Genomic DNA, 18189 nt, shown 5'->3' with positions numbered 1-18189 from the left:
CAAGCTTCAAGTTTCACGTTTCGAGTTCATCGAACGTTGAACGTTGAACTTTGAACGTTCGTCCCCCGGCCTATCGGCGCATTACTGTTGGCTCAGGCGTAGTGTACTGTTGTGGGAAAGTGGCACGTCGAGCAGGTAGCCGTGTTCCAGTTGCGACGACTGAACGATCGAGCGCTCGCCGTTCAGATCTAATTGCAGCCTGGATTGTGGCAAACGCAGCACTTTTAAGCACATAGCCGCATGGCCCTGATCGGCGGCGCTATCAGTCGGGGCCAGCTTCAGGACCACCTCGCGCTCCGATGGCTGCTGGCTCTGCGACACCTGCCAGCCGTCCACGCCCACCGCGCGCCCGGTGCGCCAGTCCAGCACCACCTGGCCGGTGCCTAAGAATGCCGCCGTCGGCACCACCTGCGGCCAGCCATGCTCGCTGTCGCTGCGGCCCCACAGCGGCATCCCGACGCGCACATCGCCGCGCCGCGAGAAGAAGGTATTGTAGTACCAGCGCGTGTGCAGCAGTTGCTCGGATTGCTTCAGGCCGTCAGGCTCATCGAAAGCCCAGCGTCCATCGAGCGTCCAGTGCAGCGTCTCGACCGCCGCGTGGACCGCCACGTCGTCGCCGGTGTAGAGGCCGTACAGCAGCAGGCACGGCGCGGTCGATACCGGATCGAGGTGCTGGTTCTCCGGCGATACCGTCGACGCGCCGAAGGTTGAGATCCGGCGGCGGCTGGCATCGCTATCGGCTCCAAACGTCGTGATCGGATAGACGAACGTATAGCTCAGAATATTGTCGGCAGCGCCGCGACCGGCCTCCAGAAAGCGCGGATCGTCGGTCAGCTCGTAGAGCGTGATGCAGGCGTCCAGCGCCGCAATCGCCGCCTCGCGGTCGGGACAGGAGGCGTCCAGCGTGCCGCCGCCGAAGACGCCCGCCGCGATCAGCGCGCCAAGCGCATCGTCGTATGCCTGGACGGCTAGCTCGCGGTAGCGCTGGCTTGTGGCGGGATCGCGCTCGTCCAGCCAGCGGGCACACTCGGCGAACAGCCCGATCACCGCTGACGTGCCGCTGGGATACGGATCAAGCGGCTGGCCCGTCCGGTGATAGCGTCCGGCATAGCCGCCCTTTGGCAGGCGGTGCTCGACGATCCACCGCGCCACCGACAGCGCGGCCTCGGCCCAGATCTGCGGCTCCTCGCTGGCGCGCGGCTGCGCAAGCTGCGCGCTCCACGCGGCGGCAAGCAGGCTGCGGGCCTCGCTTGCCAGGCGGATCGTGTCGAGGCTCTCATCGCGCACGATCGTCAGGTTTTCGTAGTCGCCGTAGTTGCGGTAGCCGAAGTGATAGCCGCTTCGATCGCAGGCGGGATAGAGCAGGCCCTCAGGCGTGCGGCCCTCCGTCGCCCAGCGCGTCAGCGCTCCGGCGGCCTGCTCGCAGTAGTGGCGCAGCTCGTCGGGGGGCAGCGGCGCGGCTGCGGCGCAGAGCGCGGCGTAGCGCAGCGTCGTGCTTGCCATCAGCAGCGATTGCTCGACAAAGCCGAGCATGGCCGTGCCCGATCCTTCGGGCGACTCGTACTGGCCGCCGCCGACGCTCGGATTATAGAGCCGCCGGTTGAACCAGCGGATATGCCGCCCGGCCTGGCTGAGCAGCGTTTGCTCAGGCCGCGCCGCGCGCGGTCCCGCGTAGCGCCGCCACAGAAAGCGCATCGCCGTGGCATGATCGTGGGCGGCGGCAGGCGGGCGGCACAGCACAAAGAACGTTGAGCGCAGCGTGCTGCCCGCGTCGAACTCGCGGTAGACCTGCTCGCCCGGCGCGAACGTCTCTTTGCCGATATACGCCTCGTCGCTGCCGTCTCCCCGATGGCCGAACTCCTGCTGCGGATAGCGGAAAAACACGCGCAGCCCCGTCTCCTGCTCGGTCGGCGTCGCGCCGATCGCATACATCTGCTCGGCAACGACCGGCTCCGGCGTTTCGCTGGGCGCGAAGATGCTCCAGGTTGCTGTGGCCGCGCTGTAGTGGAGCGCCGCCTGGGCCATGCGGTCGGCCCGAAAGGCAAAGCCGCTGCGCGGATCGGGGTGCGGGAACATGCCCGTGCCGTAGGTCGCGCAGCCGTAGTGCAGGCTCGGCAGATCGAGCCGCCCCGGATCGCGCTCGACACCGTGCAGCGTCCAGCCGTACACCAGCGCGCCGGTAAACGGGCCGTCGACAAAATCGATCTGCCAGTCGAGCGCAAGCGGCTGCTCAGGGCTGGAATCGAAGACCAGCCGGAGGTCGCACTGTACCCGCCCTGCCGCGTGCGCGACGGTGCCCTGCGCCAGCAGCCCGCCCTCGACGCTCGTCAGCGTCTCCCAGCGCCCGCCGACGAGCGTGCCATCAGGCAGTTGCAGATGCGGCGGCTCGATCGTCGCGCGCGCCTCCTGCTCGCGCGCGACGTACAGCGACCAGCCATCCGGCCCCCGCGTAGCGCTGAGAGTCGTCCCGGCCTCGTTGTTCAGGTACCGCACTGTGGAAGAGTCTTGCATCGACACAGCTTTTCCTGTTGTAATTCGCCTGCATTACGACAAGGTGGCATCGAAGCTTGAGTGTGACTCACGTATGATCATGAGTTGACGACGACGTTGCGGAGCGCTGCTGGCATACGAAATGCTAGGCGTGCTTATCACTGATACACAATTGACGAAAAAAGCCGACTAAATTATACTCTTTTGCGTCGATTGATATATTGCTGTGTCAAAGCAGAATTGTCAACTACGATCCTCATCACACTCTCATCGGCATGAGTGAAAGAAGCTGCGGTGTTGCACGGCAAAACGTTGCACATAGATGCCAATATTCCGGCGGAGACAGCAGTTACGATGCTCAAGGCGCTGGCATCGGCTCCGCGCTGGCGTATTTTGCAGTACCTCGCCAGCGGTGGTCACTCGGTTAACGAGGTGTCAGACGCGCTTGAGCTGCCGCCGTCGACCGCAGCGGCGCATATCAAGGTGCTCGAAGAGGCCGGGCTGGTCTATAGCGAGCTGCAAGCGGCAACGCATGGCCTCCAAAAGATCTGCACCCGCACCTACGATAACGTCAGCATCCAACTGCCGTTCGCGCCCGCCATCGCGCGCAACAGCGTCGAGGTGACAATGCCGATCGGCGCGTATGCGGCCTTTGAGGTGCAGCCAACCTGCGGCCTTGCCAGCTCGACCGGGCTGATCGGCTATCTGGACGATCCGCTCTGCTTCTACGAGCCGGATCGCATTCACGCCGGGCTGCTCTGGTTTCGCAGCGGCTTTGTCGAGTATGTCTTTCCCAATCGCCTGCCGACCGGCGCGAAGCTGCTGAGCCTGCAACTGAGCATGGAGATCTGCTCGGAGGCTCCGCTGCACCATAGCCACTGGCCGTCGGACATTACGATGTGGATCAACGGCCACGAGGTCGGCACCTGGACCTGTCCGGCGGATTTTGGCGGCCAGCGCGGTGTGCTCACGCCCGACTGGTGGGACGAGAAAGATACGCAGTACGGCCTGCTGAAGCGCTGGCTGGTCAACAGCGACGGCACGTGTATTGATGGTCGTCCGCTCTCGGAGGTGACGACTCACGGCCTGGGCGTCGAGCAGCAGCGAGTGATCAAGATACGCCTGGGCGTGAAAGCAGATGCGCTGCATGTCGGCGGAGTCAACCTGTTTGGTCAATCGTTTGGCAATTATCCGCAGGACTTAGTGCTGCGCCTGGAATACGTGCCGGGCAAGCGCGCCGATCCCGAAACCCTAACCCCGCCGATCATCGGCGGCTGATAGATCAGCTATCACGGTCAGGAGGCAGCTTCAGCACGATCTACGTTTCGTCTTGAGTTGGCGGTCAGGCTAGATCAAGGAGGATCACGATGTCGAATCGATTGCACAGAATGGTGGCGCTCATCGCAGTGATGAGTGTGCTGGCCCTGCTGCTTGCAGCATGTGGCGGCGACGCAGGGACGACCGGGGGCACAGGTGCTAGCCCGGCGGCGACGGCAGGCGGCACGGGCGCTAGCCCGGCGACGAGCCCGGCGGCGAGTGGATCGCCAGCGGCTAGCGGCGCGGCAGGCGGTACGGCGAGCGCGGGAGCGTGCCCGGATGCGGCGCAAGGCCAGCAGATTACGATGTGGAGCCCGCTCACCGGACCCGATGGCGACGAGATGACTGCTCTGGCGAACCAGTTCAGCCAGGAGAACCAGCGCGGGATCAAGGTTCAGCATGTGCCGCAGCCCGAATACCTCCAGAAGCTGAACACGGCGGCGGCAGGCAAGAACCTGCCCGATATGACCGTGGTGCGCGTCACCGATGTTCCGGAGATGGCCGCGCGCAACGTGCTCAAGCCGATGTCCGACGAGGCGCTTGGCATCATCGCCGCCGACGATGCGGACTTCCCCGAAGCGGTGTGGAACGGCGGCACGTACAAGGATCAGCGCTTCTCGGTGCCGCTGGATGTCAACCCGCAAGTGCTGTACTACAACAAAGATCTCTTCCAGCAGGCTGGCATCACTATGCCGACCGACCGGCCAATGAATCGGCAGGAGTTTGAGGCGGCGGCGGAGAAGCTCAACGCCAACGGCGTCGCGGGCATCGCGATCGGCACGCTCTACAGCGGCGAAACCTTCTTCGACATGCTGATCCGGCAGTTTGGCGGCGCGCTCTCGAACGAGGAAGGCACCGAGGCGACCTATAACAGCGAGGCGGGCGTGCAGGCGATGACCTACCTGCGCGATCTGAAGCAGAAGTACTCGCCGACGATCCAGGGCCAGGGCGATCCTGAGGTGACGCAGTTCCAGCAGGGCAAGGCGGCGATGGTGATCCACGGCCCGTGGCACATCAGCAACCTTCAGAAGCTGCCGTTCACCGGCTTTGCGATGGTGCCGCAGATCGGCGACGAATATGTGGCGATCGGCGGCTCGCACCAGCTTGCCCTGACCACAGAAGACCCGGCTAAGGCGGCGGCGGCAGCCTGCTGGATCGCCTGGCTCTCCGAGAACTCGGTGCAGTGGGCCAAGGCCGGCCAGGTTCCGGCGCGCAACTCTGCCCGCAATAGCCCTGAGCTGGCAACTATCGCTGCGCCGGTTGCGGCATTCGCCAAGGAAGCCGAGTCGATGCAGTTCCCGCCCTCGATCCCCGGCATCAGCGGTGCGCTCGGCCCTGAGGGCTTCGGTCGAGCCGTCAACCCGATTTTGCTCGGTCAGCAGAGCGACATCAAGGCCGCGCTGGATCAGGCGGCCCAGCGCTCGAACCAACTGCTGAAGCAGAACGCACAGCAGTACGGCGGCGGCTAGTACGCTGTCTTGATCGATGTGTGGGAGTCCGAGCGCTCGGACTCCCGCACCTTCTGCGGCGGCGAGCACCTTTCGAGGTAGAAAGGCAGAGGATCATGGCTACAGTCAACCAGGCGCGGGCGGCGACGATCCCCCGCGAAAGAATGAGACAACGCTTTAGCTGGGCTCCCTACTTGTTTATCTTGCCTCATCTTGTTTTCTTCCTCGCGTTTCTGGCCTGGCCGTTTTTCTACGGCATCTATATCAGTTTGTTCAACTTCGACTTTCTACGGCCTGAGTACCGGCCCTTCGTCGGTCTGCAAAACTACGCCGATCTGCTGATCAACCGCAATAGCATCCAGTTCAGCGATTTCTGGCGCTCGATGGGCAATACGGGCTGGTTTCTGCTGTACAGCGTGCCGCCGCTGGTGATCCTGGCGCTGCTGCTGGCTGTGCTGCTGAACGGCAACTACCGGGGCCGCAACCTGTTTCGCGGAATCTACTTCGCGCCCTACGCGCTGTCGGTGACGGTCGCTGCGGTGCTCTGGCGCTGGATCTTCGATCAGGGCGGCTTGATCAACTCCTACATGGGCACGCTCGGTCTGGTCCAGCCGCCGTGGCTCAGCGCGATCCCGTGGTCCTGGATCGCGATCACGATCTGCACCGTGTGGTGGACGATCGGCTTCAACACGATTATCTTTCTGGCCGCGTTGCAGGATATTCCAGAGTCGCTCTACGAGGCCGCATCGATCGACGGCGCGAATAGCATCCAGCAGTTCTTCGGCATCACCGTGCCGATGCTGCGACCCGTGCTGATTTTCGTGATCACGATCACGCTGATCGCCTCGGCCAATCTCTTCGGACAGCCCTGGATTATGACCGGGTCGCAATATCTGCCGACCGAGCCAGTCATGATGCGGATCTACAATGAGGGCATCCTGCAAAACCGCATGGGCAGCGCCGCCGCGATGTCGGTGTTCTTCGCCGCCATCCTGCTGGTGCTCACGACGCTGAACTTCCGCATCTTTGGTCGCACCGAGGAGCGCTAGTCGGGGGACGAGGCTCAACGTTCAGCGTTCCAGGTTCAACGTTCGATGAACTCGACACCCGAAACTCGAAAAAGGAGGTGTCTGCCATGGCTTCAGCCAGTGTACCAGCCGAGCGTGTAAGCAGCGGCCCAGCGGGCACTCGTGTTCTATCGAGAGCTCTCTTGTATGCCGTGCTGATTCTCTGTACGCTCTTTTTTTTGTTGCCTCTGCTGTGGATGTTCGTGACGGCGATCAAGCCGTTCGAGGAGTGGGTACAGCCGAACTGGATTCCAAATAATCCGACGCTTGATAACTTCCGCTCGATCTTCTCCGACCCGACGTTACCGGCGCTGCGCTGGTTTGCCAACAGCCTGGGTATCGCCAGTGTGTTTACCACGCTGGTCCTGATCATCGACTCGCTGGCGGGCTACGCCTACGCGCGCATGGAATTTCCGGGCCGGAATGTGCTCTTTGGGCTGCTGCTGGCGACACTTGTCATGCCCGGCCTGATGTTCCTGATTCCAAACTATCTGACGATCAACCGGCTCAACTGGCTGAATACGTATCAGGGCGTGATGGCTCCTGGCCTGGCCGGTGTCTTCGGTGTGTTCTTTATGCGCCAGTTCTTCCAGGGCGTTCCCAAGGAGTTGGAGGAGGCCGCGCGCATCGATGGGGCCGGTACCTGGACGACCTTCTATCGTGTGGTGCTGCCGCTGGCGAAAGGCGCGCTGGCAACGCTGGCCGTGATTACGTTTATGGCCTCGTGGAACGATTTTCTCTGGCCGCTGCTGGTGCTGAACGACCGGACGATGCAAACGCTGCCGGTGGGCCTGGCGACGATCCAGGGCCAGTATACCTTCGACTACGGCAAGCTGATGGCCGGCGCTGCCGTGACCGCCGTGCCGGTGCTGCTCCTGTACATGTTGCTGCAACGCTACATCGTCCAGAGCGTGGCGATGAGCGGATTGAAGGGCTAGCGCATGAGACATGTGATTGTGCGCAGCTTGCTGCTGATCGCTGCGCTGCTGCTGGCCGCGTGTGGCAATACGCAGGGCGGCGCGCAGCCGAGCGCCGAGTCCAGCGCGGCTCCGTCGAGCGCGGCGAGTCCGGTGGCGCAAGCCAGCAGCCCGCCCACGCCCACCACTGGCCCGACGCCGATCCCAACGCCCGGCCCGAACGAGTTTGCCAATCCGATCCTCGACCAGGATTTTCCAGATCCCGACACGCTGAAAGTCGGCGATACCTACTACGCCTACGCGACGAATACCGGCGGGACCAACGTGCAGACCGCCACGTCCACCGATCTCGCCCACTGGCAGGTTGTGGGTGAGGCGCTTCCAGCCTTGCCGGGCTGGGCCAGCGGCGGCTTTACCTGGGCACCTGAGGTCACGACGACCGCCGACGGGAAGGGCTATGTGATGTACTTTACCGCGCGCGTCGCCGAGACGACGCGCCAGTGCATCGGCGTGGCAACCAGCGACAAGCCGGAAGGCCCGTTCCAGTCAACTGCCGACAAGCCCTTTATCTGTCCGATGGAGGAGGGCGGCGCGATCGATGCAGGCTCGTTTGTCGACGACGACGGCACGCGCTATCTGCTGTGGAAGAACGACGGCAACTGCTGCGGCTCGTCGACGCGCATCTATCTCCAGAAGGTTTCCGCCGATGGCCTGACGCTCGAAAGCGAGCCGACGAAGCTGATCGAGAACGATCAGCCCTGGGAAGGGATTGTGGTCGAAGCGCCGACGCTGTGGAAGCACGCGGGCAAGTACCACCTGTTCTACTCGGCCAACAATTACGCCGGGATCGACTACACGGTCGGGCATGCTGTGGCGGATCAGATCCTCGGCCCGTACACCAAGCCCGAAAAAAACCCGGTTCTCAGGAGCGACCTCAACAATGCCGCTGCGCTTGGTCCGGGCGGTCAGGATATTGTGCTGGATAAGGACGGCGAGGCCTGGATGATCTATCACTCGTGGGACCCGACCGTCACCTATCGGCGCATGATGATCGATGAGTTGGTCTGGGAGGGCGATACTCCGGTGGTGAAAGGGCCGGATAACGTGCCGCAGGCGCTTCCATAAGAGAACCAAGTTCAACGTTCGACGAAACTCCAAACTCGAAGCTTGAAACCTGGAACATCGATGTAGGGGCTCGGAAAGGGGAAGAACGATGCAAGGGCGTATCTTGCGGCGACGACCGCCGCGTCTACTCGTCCACCTGCTGTCTCTGCTGCTGATCGTCGGGCTGGCCGCTGGCGCGCGGGTGTCATCCGCCGAGGTCCGCGTCAGCGCCGGAACCTACACCAACCCGCTGCCGGTCCAGATCCCCGGCGACGGTCTGGTCGAAAGCTGCGCCGATCCCTCGGTCATTCGCGGCCAGCAGCCGGGCGATACCTACTGGTACATGTACTGCACGACCGATCCGCTCAACGACGAGGATAAGACCGGCGATAACTTCAATTTCCATAAGATCCCGATGCTGCGCTCGCTCGATCTGGTCAACTGGACCTATATGGGCGATGCGTTCGCCGCCGTGCCCTCGTGGGGCGAGCCGACGGCGGGCGTGTGGGCTCCCGAAATCGATTATTTCAACGGCAAGTATTATCTCTACTACGGCATCACCGATGTCAAGACCGAGGTCAGCGGCGAGCCCAACTGCGGCGGCGATAACGCGATCGGCGTCGCCACGAGCAGCAGCCCGCTCGGCCCCTGGGACGACATCGGTCGTCCGGTGGTCGAGCCACGCCGCAACGGCCCCGGCTGCAACTTCTTCTGGACCTTCGACCCCGAAGTGATCGTGGCTGAGCCGGTCGATGAGTACAGCGAGCCACAGAAGTACATCTACTACGGCAGCTACTACGGCGGCATTCAGGTGCGTATGCTCTCCGCCGATGGATTTACCGCGCCCGCCGAGAGCGCCGTGCAGGTGACGATCGCCAACCGTTACGAGGGCGCGGAGGTCGTCCGGCACGATGACTACTACTACCTGTTTGTGTCGGCGTCGAACTGCTGCAACGGCCCGCAGACCGGCTACAGCGTCTACGCTGGCCGAGCGGCCAGCCCGACCGGCCCGTTCGTCGATCGCGAGGGCGTTTCGCTGCTGGCCGGTCGCGTCGGGGGCACGCCCGTGCTCAGCCTGAACGGCAACCGCTGGGTCGGGCCGGGCCATAACACCGTTTTCACCGACTTCGAGGGCCAGGACTGGACGATCTATCACGCGATCGACCAGAACGATCCGTATTTTGCCGGAACCGATAACTTCACCAAGCGGCCCGTGCTGCTGGATGCGCTCGATTGGATCGACGGCTGGCCGACAGTGCGCGGCGGCCACTGGATCTCCGATACGCCACAGCCAGCGCCCGCAGCCCAGCCCGGCGACACGACGGCCTATCGCACGCCGCCCGCGCCGATGGACGAGCCCGGGCCGTTGCTCGAAGCGTTCTCCGACGAGTTCAACGGTGCGTCGCTTAGCCCGCGCTGGAGCTGGGTACGCGAGCCAGCCGCCGACCAGTTCGGGCTGACCGGCGAGTCGTTCCGCTTCGAGACGCAGGGAGCGGATCTGTACCAGACCAACAACAGCGCGTCGGTGCTGACCGAGGCCGCGCCCAGCGGCAACTATGTGGTCGAGACGCGGGTCAGGCTGAGTCTGCCTGCCGAGGGCTGCTGCTTCAACTACGTCCAGGCCGGTCTGGTGATCTACGGCGACGACGATCGGTATCTCAAGCTGGTGCATGCCTCGATCTGGGAGACGCGCCAGACCGAGTTTGCCCGCGAGTACGTCGATGTCAGCAAAGGCCCGTTCTACGGCAGCACGCTGATCGGCCCGCCCGACGAGTGGACCTATCTGCGGATCGTCAAGCGCACGCACGCCGGCGCTGAGCACTACACCGCCTACACCAAGCGCGACGCTCCCGGCGCGCAGTGGGTGCGCGGCGGCACGTGGACGCATAGCCTGGGCACCAGCGCGCGCATCGGCCTGGTGTCGATGGGCGGCACCGGCTTTACCGCCAACTTCGACTACGTGCGGGTGTACCAGTTGGTCCACTCGCGCATCTGGATGCCCGCGATGTTCCGCTAGCCTCCTCCGACGATCGTTGACGCGACGACGCCTGAGCATCGATTGCTCAGGCGTTGTTGCTGCGGCTGGGACGACTGACGGGTTGCCCGTGGCAGCGCTGTGGCACCTCGTCCACCGGAAGGCATGATCCTTGTTCGCCGCATCCTCACTTGAGCCCGTCACCTGGCCCTGATTATTGATGGCATGCGCAAAGCTTATCTCCCCACCGAGCGTCCCCAGATCGCGCATGCCCACGGCAGGCTCCCACAAAAATGCATGGAAGGCCGGCCAACTCTACGGAGGAGCGATCGGGAAATGATCGTGGTGACAACATGCGCGCCAGGCTGAAACCAGCCTGGCGCGCATCTGCGATCGGCAATGTGTTTTAGCGAACGGTGAAGACGACCTCGCGGCTGCGGGTGTTGCCTGCGCGGTCCTGCGCCACGACGAGCAGCCGGTGCTGTCCAGGGCGCAGGCTGAGCGTCTCGCCGTTCTGCACCTGGCGCGCATTGGCCGTGTCGGGATCGATCGTGGCCTGCTCAAGCAGCATACCCGCGTCCTTATCCGCCGCCTGCCAGCGAATGGTCACGCTACCGGCCTGCGCCACCGGCGCTGCGACGTTCAGATCGGGCGCGCTCGCGTCGGCGCTCTCGCGGGCGTCGAGCACCGCTGAGGCTTGTACGCTGCTCTCAAAGATGCCGTCGCCGTCGGCGTCCACCTGCAACGCGGGCCAGCCCTGCGGCGCTGCCGCCCGACCGGCACCCGGCTGAAGCGCCAGTTGCGCGCGTCCATTCGTGCCGAGCAGCACGCCCAGGTAGAGCGCGGTGCGCTCCACGCGACCATTGCCGAGCACGCGCACCTTGAGATCGACGCTGCCCTCACGCTCGGCGGCGAGGTTGAAGGTGTAGTCGCGATCGGGCTTGACAAAGGCGAACTCGCCCTCCGGCAGCCGCTCGTAGTGGGAGCCGGGGATCGCGGGCGGCTGGGCATCCACATCGCCCGGTCGGCGGCCCGTCGCGCGGCCATCGGCGTCGGTTGCTTGCAGCGCAACCGGGCCAAGCGCGCTGATCCACGCGCCGCTCAACTGCTCCAGCGGGGCGCGAGTGGGCCTGGTCGAAGACTGTGAGGTCGTCGTCGCCGAGGCCGACATCGGGATCGCGCCGCGCAGCAGATCGCCGATCCAGGGCAGCACCGGCCCATCGCTGACGGCAACGCCCATCACATAATCGCGCTGGACCAGCGCGCCGTGCTCGCGCTCGACGTACCAGAGCTGCGCGCCGCTGTTGATCAGCGTGTTGCGCCAGGGATCGCCCATCGCGGCGGACATGATCGAGACGGTGCCATCGCCGTCGACGGGCAGCTCGTCGCGCTTGGGACACGGCTTGTAGCCGGTCCAGGTCAGGCACGAGCCGGTGTACTCGCGAAGCTGTCCCAGCGTGCCGGAGCCGTAGCCGGTCAGCGCGACCCAGCGCACGCCGTTGATGCCGCCGTGGCGCTGCCCGTCGAGCGCATCGTGGGTCGCCTCGGCAATGTTCAGCACCGTGCTATTCTTGCCCAGGTTGAGCAGCAGTTGCTTGACGCCGCTGTACGAGAGCACGCGGCCAATCGTGCCGTTGCCGTCGACATCACGGTCTTCGATGTATGGACGCAGCCGACCCGAGTCGCTGTTATCGTAGTAGGTGTAGTAGCCGCGCGAGGGGAGCAGTTGCATACCGCCCGGCATGTTCTGCACAACATCCTTGATCTCGTCGGGGTTTAGCCCGATGCCCAGGAAGGACGGGCCGAACTGATCGCCGTACATCAGCGTTTTGAGGAATTTGACCGAGCCCAACTGCGGCGAGCCAAGCGTGATCAACTGGTCGACCCGCGAGGCGCGTGCTGCGTCGGAGATATAGTAGCGGCTCACCAGGCCGCCCATCGAGTGCGCGACGATGTCGGCGCGGGTGATCGTCCAGGTGGAGCGATCGGTGCGTCCGCCGTTGGTCGCCGTCAGCGCCCGCGTGATCAGCGCATCCAACTGGCTGGCCGTCGTGCGCAGGTCGCGCCGCCAATCGTAGGGGAAGACCCACAGATCCACGTTCTGGACGTAGCCCTGGCGCTCAAGGTAGCCGATCAGATCGTCATAGGCTGAGTGATAGATATCACTGGGCCGGAGCGCCGGAGCGACCGGCGTGACGCCGTCGGGGCGCATCTTGAGCGCGTCGAAATAATCGTCATCGCCGGACAGCGCGGCCTCCCAGGTGTTGACCCAGACTTTCTCGCCCGCGCTGTAGCTGCGGGTGTAGGTGCCGCCGTGGCCGTTGTCTACGCTGAGCGTAAATGCCGATGTCGCGGTAAGCTCCGATCCGGCGACGCCGGGGATCACAATGACCGGCTCACGACCCGTTGCCGCGTACGCTGACCGACTGACGAACGGGACCAACAGGGCGGTGAGGAGCGCACACACGCTCATGAGCGACAACATCGTTCGCTGCGTCCGAACTCTCATGGATTCTCTCATCCTTGACTACGATCGTGGCAGGTGCCACCCAGGCCGGTTGGATGGGGGGACATAAACTTGTACGATCTAATTGTAAAAGGACTGTCAAGGTACGCCAGGTCTGGATCTGACAGAATCATGACTCGTCGTCCTTTTAGTCTAATTGACAATAATGGATTGCGTTCTGGGGTGGATGATTTTACAGTGGATGACCGGAAGCGGCTCTACAGGCCAATCATTACCTTTGTGGCAGAAGGGATATTGACATAATTAATTCTTGCTGCGTCAACTGATCCACTGGAGGTTGCGGGCCGAGTCGTCGTTAGTCCGGCGGGCTTGTACGATCGTATGTGACGATCTGGATCGCTGAAGCGGGAAGGCTGACCGCACTGTTGATGCCGACGACCTTCCCGCTTCATAACGATGTTTCACAAATACCGCCGTGCTGCACGTTTAGCAGACCCGTGTATGCCAATCGCCATGAGTCAGATCGGTGTATTCGTGCCAATACTTGTGGTAATGGTAGGTACTGACGTACCACTGCTCCCAGTAGATATAGCGCTCGTTCTTGCCGCTCGTTCCAGGGAAGTGCCCATGATCATAGTGCTCGCACGTGGTATCTGCGAACACGTACCGGGCTGGAATAATCAGCGCAGCGCCGACTAGAAAAACAATGACCGCTGAGACAACCGCCTGTTTCCATGTAATGAGGTGTTGAAGCATGGGCCTCAATATCGTGCTCCTTGTGCAATCTTGTGCAGGATTGTCAATAGTTAAGAAGATTATACGTATAGGCTGAGATAGCGACCACGCAGCCATTAGTCCTGAGTACACCGTAGACCCTTCCTGACGCCGAGGGCGTCAGCGCAGGAGCACCCGGACATACCGCCAGCCCAAACGCCCATGACCCAGAACAGTGCTGTCCTGGGCGGCAGTGCGTCTTTATAGCTGCCGGAGATGAGCTACGAGCGGGGCAGCGAATGCTCAGAAAGATTGACGCGGGCGCGAACTTGGGCGGCGAGCGATTGGAAGAAGGTTTGCGAGTGATTGCGATAGGCGCTGGTGGCCTGCCAAAGCTGCTGGAGGGATGGCGGGCTGTCGGCCAGCAAGAGCGTTTGCAGGTGATCATGGGCCTGGCTCAGCTCCATGAATGCAAAGCAGAGTTCGCACCATTCTTCGTCTGTGGGAAGCCACTCGGTCTGCTGCATTGTTTGCTCCGATACCAAGCTAAGCGATGTAGGTCACGTGCTCATAATGCACCTACAATAAATGCAGGCTGGAAGATTTTTTCCTCGGCTCGCGGCTCGATCGAGCGACATTGCCTATACGCTACACATACAGATCGGGACGACGTGGCGGCTGATGAGCATCCCTGGAATGACGTAGCAAACACGGCGAACAGGTAAGGTTGTTGGTAAGGTGCCGGTGCTACACTGTCATCAGTTCCGGTGAGAACACCCCACTTGAACAACTTACCTTATCACCACCGCTGTACTACAGCCCAACGTGTCGGCCTACACCCTCCAACGATACGTCCTGTGCTCGGCGGCCTTGAACGTATCGCACTGACACCCCCCAGCGGTACGTTCTTTGTTTAACCCAGCATCTGCTGAGCCGATGAGGCCAATTGGTTGCTGCCCGGTTGTAGCGCTGCCCGCGCGCAGATGCCGCCTGGGTGTTTTGAGGTGCTCGGAGAAATTCGGGGAAAATAAATACCCGCTACGATATGGTGCTCGGCCCACCCCCCAGTCGGTCGAGTAACATACAGTAGCGGATGCCTATACGATAACATTAAAATAAATTAATACAGCCTGTTCAAAAGTACTATTTTAAGCCTAGTACCTGTAGTATTCCTGTGTAGGACTTTTGGGTTGTGGGGATCAGTTATGATAGCGACACAGGGGTGCAGCAGGCTTCGCCGCCTGGTGTTGGGACGCATCGCACGGTAGGCGACACATCATGCCGCGCAGCCCGTACTACCAGTTCGGGCCTCCACACATCGACCTCGCCCCACGACCCTGCATCATGCTCTGCCTACTGCTTGCTGCCCGGCACCAGGATGATCATCGAAGGAGGAGGCTCATGATCAACAGACCACCATTCGGCGATCGAGTCGAGGCTGGGCAACTGCTCGCGCGCGCGCTCATCCACTACGCCAACCGCCCGAATGCTGTCGTTCTGGCGCTGCCGCGCGGCGGTGTGCCGGTGGGCTATGAGATCGCCAGGGCGCTGGCACTGCCGCTGGATGTTCTGATCGTGCGCAAGCTGGGCGTGCCCGGCCACGAGGAGCTGGCGATGGGAGCGATTGCGTCGGGCGGCGTGCGCGTGCTCTACAACGAGGTCATTCAGGACCTTGGCATCGCCGACAAAGCGATCGAGGCTGTCGCCGCACGCGAGCGACGCGAGCTCGAGCGACGCGAACACGTCTATCGCGATCACCGGCCCGTGCTTGAGGTGCATGATCGGATTGTGCTGCTCGTCGACGACGGGCTGGCGACCGGAACGACGATGCTGGCGGCGATCAAGGCGTTACGCGCGCGCCATCCCGCCGGGATCGTGGTCGGCGTGCCGGTGGCGCCGCCGAGCACGGTCAGCACGATCCGTCGTGAAGTGGACGAGATCGTCTGTCTGCTGACGCCTGAGCTGTTCTACGGCGTCGGGCTGTGGTACGCCGATTTCCACCAGGTCACGGATGACGAGGTACGCAGCCTGCTGGATCGCGCTGAGCACGCGCAACACAACGAGGTCGGGGGGCCGGGATCGGGGGCCAGGAGTCAGTGAACGCCCCGCGTATGCCCCGTGCCGCATGAAGCGGATCAAGGAGGTTTGACCATGGAGGCATCAGCGCAACAACGTGAAGTGCGGGTGCGCGCCGACTCGGTTGTGCTCGATGGTACGTTGAGTATTCCAGATCACCCTCAAGGGATCGTCGTGTTTGCGCACGGCAGCGGCAGCAGCCGCCACAGCCCGCGCAATCGGGCGGTCGCGCGGACGTTGCAGGAGGCAGGGCTCGCCACGCTGCTGTTCGATCTGCTCACGCAGGACGAAGAGGCGATCGATCGGCAGACCGCGAAGCTGCGCTTCGACATTGGCCTGCTGGCGCGTCGGCTCGTCGGGGCAACCGACTGGCTTGGCGAGCAGCCAGCCACCGCCATGCTGCGGATCGGCTACTTTGGCTCAAGCACCGGCGCGGGCGCGGCGCTGGTCGCCGCAGCCGAGCGCTCATCCGTGGTCGGCGCGATCGTCTCGCGGGGTGGTCGTCCGGATCTGGCAGGCGCGGCGCTCGATCTGGTCCAAGCGCCGACGCTGCTGGTCGTCGGCGGGGCGGATACACCGGTGATCGCGCTCAACGAAGCGGCAGCGAGACGGCTCCACGCCGTCAGGCAGCTTGAGATCATCCCCGGCGCGACCCATCTCTTCGAGGAGCCGGGCGCGCTGGAGCGCGTCGCGCAGCTCGCGGCCCGCTGGTTTAGCAGCTACCTGCGACCGGCTGATGCGGAGGGCGATCTGCTCCGCGAGGCGGCTCGTGGGGGGTGATGCGCGCAGCCGATGGGGTGGTGGGCCGAGTTACGAGCCGAAGCGCCTGCTCGACGCTGACCAAAGCCGCGCCGCAAACAAAAGATGCCGCAGCTACGTTTCTCCACCCTCTCAGGCGATAAACTGCGTAGCTGCGGCTATTCATCCTAGCCGGGTAGCCTGACACCCTACTCAGGTATCAGCCGAGTTTTCCCGGCTATGGTGACGAAGTTGAGGCGGCTGAGCATTCGTTCGATGTCCGATGTGGATTATCTACTTGTCTGCTCAACCGCGTGCTACGAGCATAGCACATATGCCCCGTCTGTGTGTTGCGATCTCGCAACCCCAGGTGAAGATCTGTGGACAGTGCGCCGGTATCTCCGATGATGCATCAGGGTTCGAGCACCGCCTCCGTCTGCCCCTCAATCGCGATGCGGACCTCACGCACGCTTGGGAATTGCATCAGCGTGCGGGTAATCTGCTGGCGGATAAACATCACGCGCGTCGAGCCGCCGCCATACGCCGCCATCTCACGCGAGAAATCCGCCGTCGCCACGCCATCCACGATCGTCAGCTTGCGGAGCGTGACGCGCGGCCCCCAGCTCGACGTGCGGCCTGGGTACGTCAACACCTGCCGCGGCGTTGGCAGCCCCGTCTCGAACCCGGCGAAGTTGGGCGGCCCAGGCCCCCACAGCAGCTCTTCCAGCGCCGCCGAGCCGACGCGGACGGTCTTCGGGATACGGCGCGGCATCGCTTGCAGGTTATCGCCCAGCACCCAGTAGAGATCGATCACCTGCGTATCAGGATCGCTGGCGCTCAGGATCGTCAGCGTTTGCCGGGCCAGCAGATCGCCGGTCTGGCTGCGGATCTCCAGCGTTGCCGTCTGCGTGCGTGGCTGTGGCGGCGGGCCGGAGCCCATCCAGTTGAGGCTATCGATCAGCAGGCCGCGACCATCTTCGCCGCGCAGCAGCGTATAGGCTTGCGATAGCTCCGTGCCATCACGCCAGCGCAGCGTCGCCGTGACGCGCTCATTGGGCTGTCCGCCACGAATCAGCATGTGCAGCGGCAGCGTCGCTCGCGCGCCAGTCGTGGGAACCTCAACCGCGCCAAAGGTTGTGAGCGTCCGCACCATATCGGTGCCGATGTTGCCGCGCTCGACCTGCCAGCCCGCCGGATTACGCATGTCGTAGGACAGGACCGTGCGCTCGAACGCCTGCATAAAGATGGTCCGACGCTGGCCCTGCTTGACCGTCTCTGCGGTGAACGGATCGGTCATCGGCAGGCCGATGTCGTGGAGCCAGCCGCCGGGGAAGAGATCGCTGCGGTTGATGTAGGCCCAGAAGTACGGCGCGACATGATAGCCGGGAGCCGCGCGCAGTTGCGAATCGTACGGCACGAACATACCGTCATGGACCGAGGCGACACCGCCTTTGAAGCCGGCCGGCGGCGCGTGGCGCAGACGCGGATCGTTTGCGCGCCGCAGATCGCCGTAGGTCATATTCGTCGTATTGGCCGAGCTGTTCGGCGCGCGCTCCATCAAGTCGGCGGTCAGACGCCCGTACAAAAACGCCCAGTTGGGATCGGTCGTCTCCCAGCGATGATCTTCGATCCGGCCCTTCTCGAAGTACTGCGCGGCATAGCCGTCGACCTCAACCAGATCGGTGAGCGGATAGCCCAGCACGCGGATGCCCTGGTGCCGGTTGTAGTAGTCGCGGAACGGCTCGGCGACGTCGGCAGTTGGCCTGGCCGCGAGCGGCGTTGCAGCGAGTGGTAAGAAAGCTGCCGCGATGATACCGGCGATCAGCACGCGGAAGCTTCGATAGCGTGTGTTCATCGCTTTCCTCCTCAATTCTGA

At 63.3% G+C, this 18189-nt stretch carries 13 protein-coding genes; 8 read left to right on the top strand and 5 right to left on the bottom strand.

Annotated elements, in window-relative coordinates:
- Positions 1-81: 81 nt before the first annotated feature.
- Complete coding sequence (locus VFZ66_23580) at positions 82-2511, bottom strand: hypothetical protein (protein HEX6292190.1); 2430 nt, start codon at positions 2509-2511, stop codon at positions 82-84.
- A 273-nt stretch (positions 2512-2784) separates the two neighbouring features.
- Between VFZ66_23580 and VFZ66_23575 the strand changes: the two genes are divergently transcribed.
- From VFZ66_23575 to VFZ66_23550, 6 genes are all read left to right on the top strand, one after another.
- Positions 2785-3768 carry a helix-turn-helix domain-containing protein gene (locus tag VFZ66_23575; protein ID HEX6292189.1) on the top strand — a complete coding sequence of 328 codons (984 nt, stop codon included), beginning with the start codon at positions 2785-2787 and terminating at the stop codon, positions 3766-3768.
- A gap of 89 nt (positions 3769-3857) precedes the next feature.
- Complete coding sequence (locus VFZ66_23570; GenBank protein HEX6292188.1) at positions 3858-5276, top strand: ABC transporter substrate-binding protein; 1419 nt, start codon at positions 3858-3860, stop codon at positions 5274-5276.
- Between the two features lie 95 nt (positions 5277-5371).
- The gene (locus tag VFZ66_23565) at positions 5372-6304 is read left to right on the top strand and encodes a sugar ABC transporter permease (GenBank protein HEX6292187.1); all 933 of its coding nucleotides are present in this window, start codon (positions 5372-5374) and stop codon (positions 6302-6304) included.
- 221 nt (positions 6305-6525) lie between these two features.
- The gene (locus VFZ66_23560) at positions 6526-7260 is read left to right on the top strand and encodes a carbohydrate ABC transporter permease (protein ID HEX6292186.1); all 735 of its coding nucleotides are present in this window, start codon (positions 6526-6528) and stop codon (positions 7258-7260) included.
- A 3-nt stretch (positions 7261-7263) separates the two neighbouring features.
- Entirely contained in the window at positions 7264-8364 is a 1101-nt protein-coding gene (locus VFZ66_23555; GenBank protein HEX6292185.1) for a glycoside hydrolase family 43 protein, read from the top strand.
- Between the two features lie 88 nt (positions 8365-8452).
- Positions 8453-10360 carry a family 43 glycosylhydrolase gene (locus VFZ66_23550; protein ID HEX6292184.1) on the top strand — a complete coding sequence of 636 codons (1908 nt, stop codon included), beginning with the start codon at positions 8453-8455 and terminating at the stop codon, positions 10358-10360.
- Positions 10361-10724: 364 nt separating this feature from the next.
- Here VFZ66_23550 and VFZ66_23545 read toward each other — a convergent pair whose 3' ends face one another.
- The 3 genes from VFZ66_23545 to VFZ66_23535 all read right to left on the bottom strand — a co-directional run bounded on the left by VFZ66_23545 (position 10725) and on the right by VFZ66_23535 (position 14026).
- A complete protein-coding gene (locus tag VFZ66_23545; protein HEX6292183.1) occupies positions 10725-12791 on the bottom strand; it encodes a hypothetical protein in 2067 nt (688 codons plus the stop codon).
- Positions 12792-13271: 480 nt separating this feature from the next.
- A complete protein-coding gene (locus VFZ66_23540) occupies positions 13272-13541 on the bottom strand; it encodes a hypothetical protein (GenBank protein HEX6292182.1) in 270 nt (89 codons plus the stop codon).
- Positions 13542-13780: 239 nt separating this feature from the next.
- Complete coding sequence (locus VFZ66_23535; GenBank protein ID HEX6292181.1) at positions 13781-14026, bottom strand: hypothetical protein; 246 nt, start codon at positions 14024-14026, stop codon at positions 13781-13783.
- 874 nt (positions 14027-14900) lie between these two features.
- On the opposite strand from VFZ66_23535, the gene VFZ66_23530 reads away from it, so the two are divergent.
- Both VFZ66_23530 and VFZ66_23525 read left to right on the top strand, forming a co-directional pair.
- Positions 14901-15599 carry a phosphoribosyltransferase gene (locus tag VFZ66_23530; protein HEX6292180.1) on the top strand — a complete coding sequence of 233 codons (699 nt, stop codon included), beginning with the start codon at positions 14901-14903 and terminating at the stop codon, positions 15597-15599.
- Positions 15600-15650: 51 nt separating this feature from the next.
- Positions 15651-16355 (top strand): alpha/beta family hydrolase, encoded by a 705-nt coding sequence (locus tag VFZ66_23525; protein ID HEX6292179.1) that lies wholly within the window; start codon positions 15651-15653, stop codon positions 16353-16355.
- 370 nt (positions 16356-16725) lie between these two features.
- Here VFZ66_23525 and VFZ66_23520 read toward each other — a convergent pair whose 3' ends face one another.
- Positions 16726-18168, bottom strand: coding sequence for a GerMN domain-containing protein (locus tag VFZ66_23520; protein ID HEX6292178.1), 1443 nt, complete (start codon positions 18166-18168; stop codon positions 16726-16728).
- Positions 18169-18189: the final 21 nt, after the last annotated feature.

This window comes from Herpetosiphonaceae bacterium (genome assembly GCA_036374795.1).
GTDB lineage: Bacteria > Chloroflexota > Chloroflexia > Chloroflexales > Kallotenuaceae > LB3-1.
The sequence above is the reverse complement of the archived record's forward strand: the minus strand, read 5'-3'. Positions and strand labels throughout refer to the sequence as shown.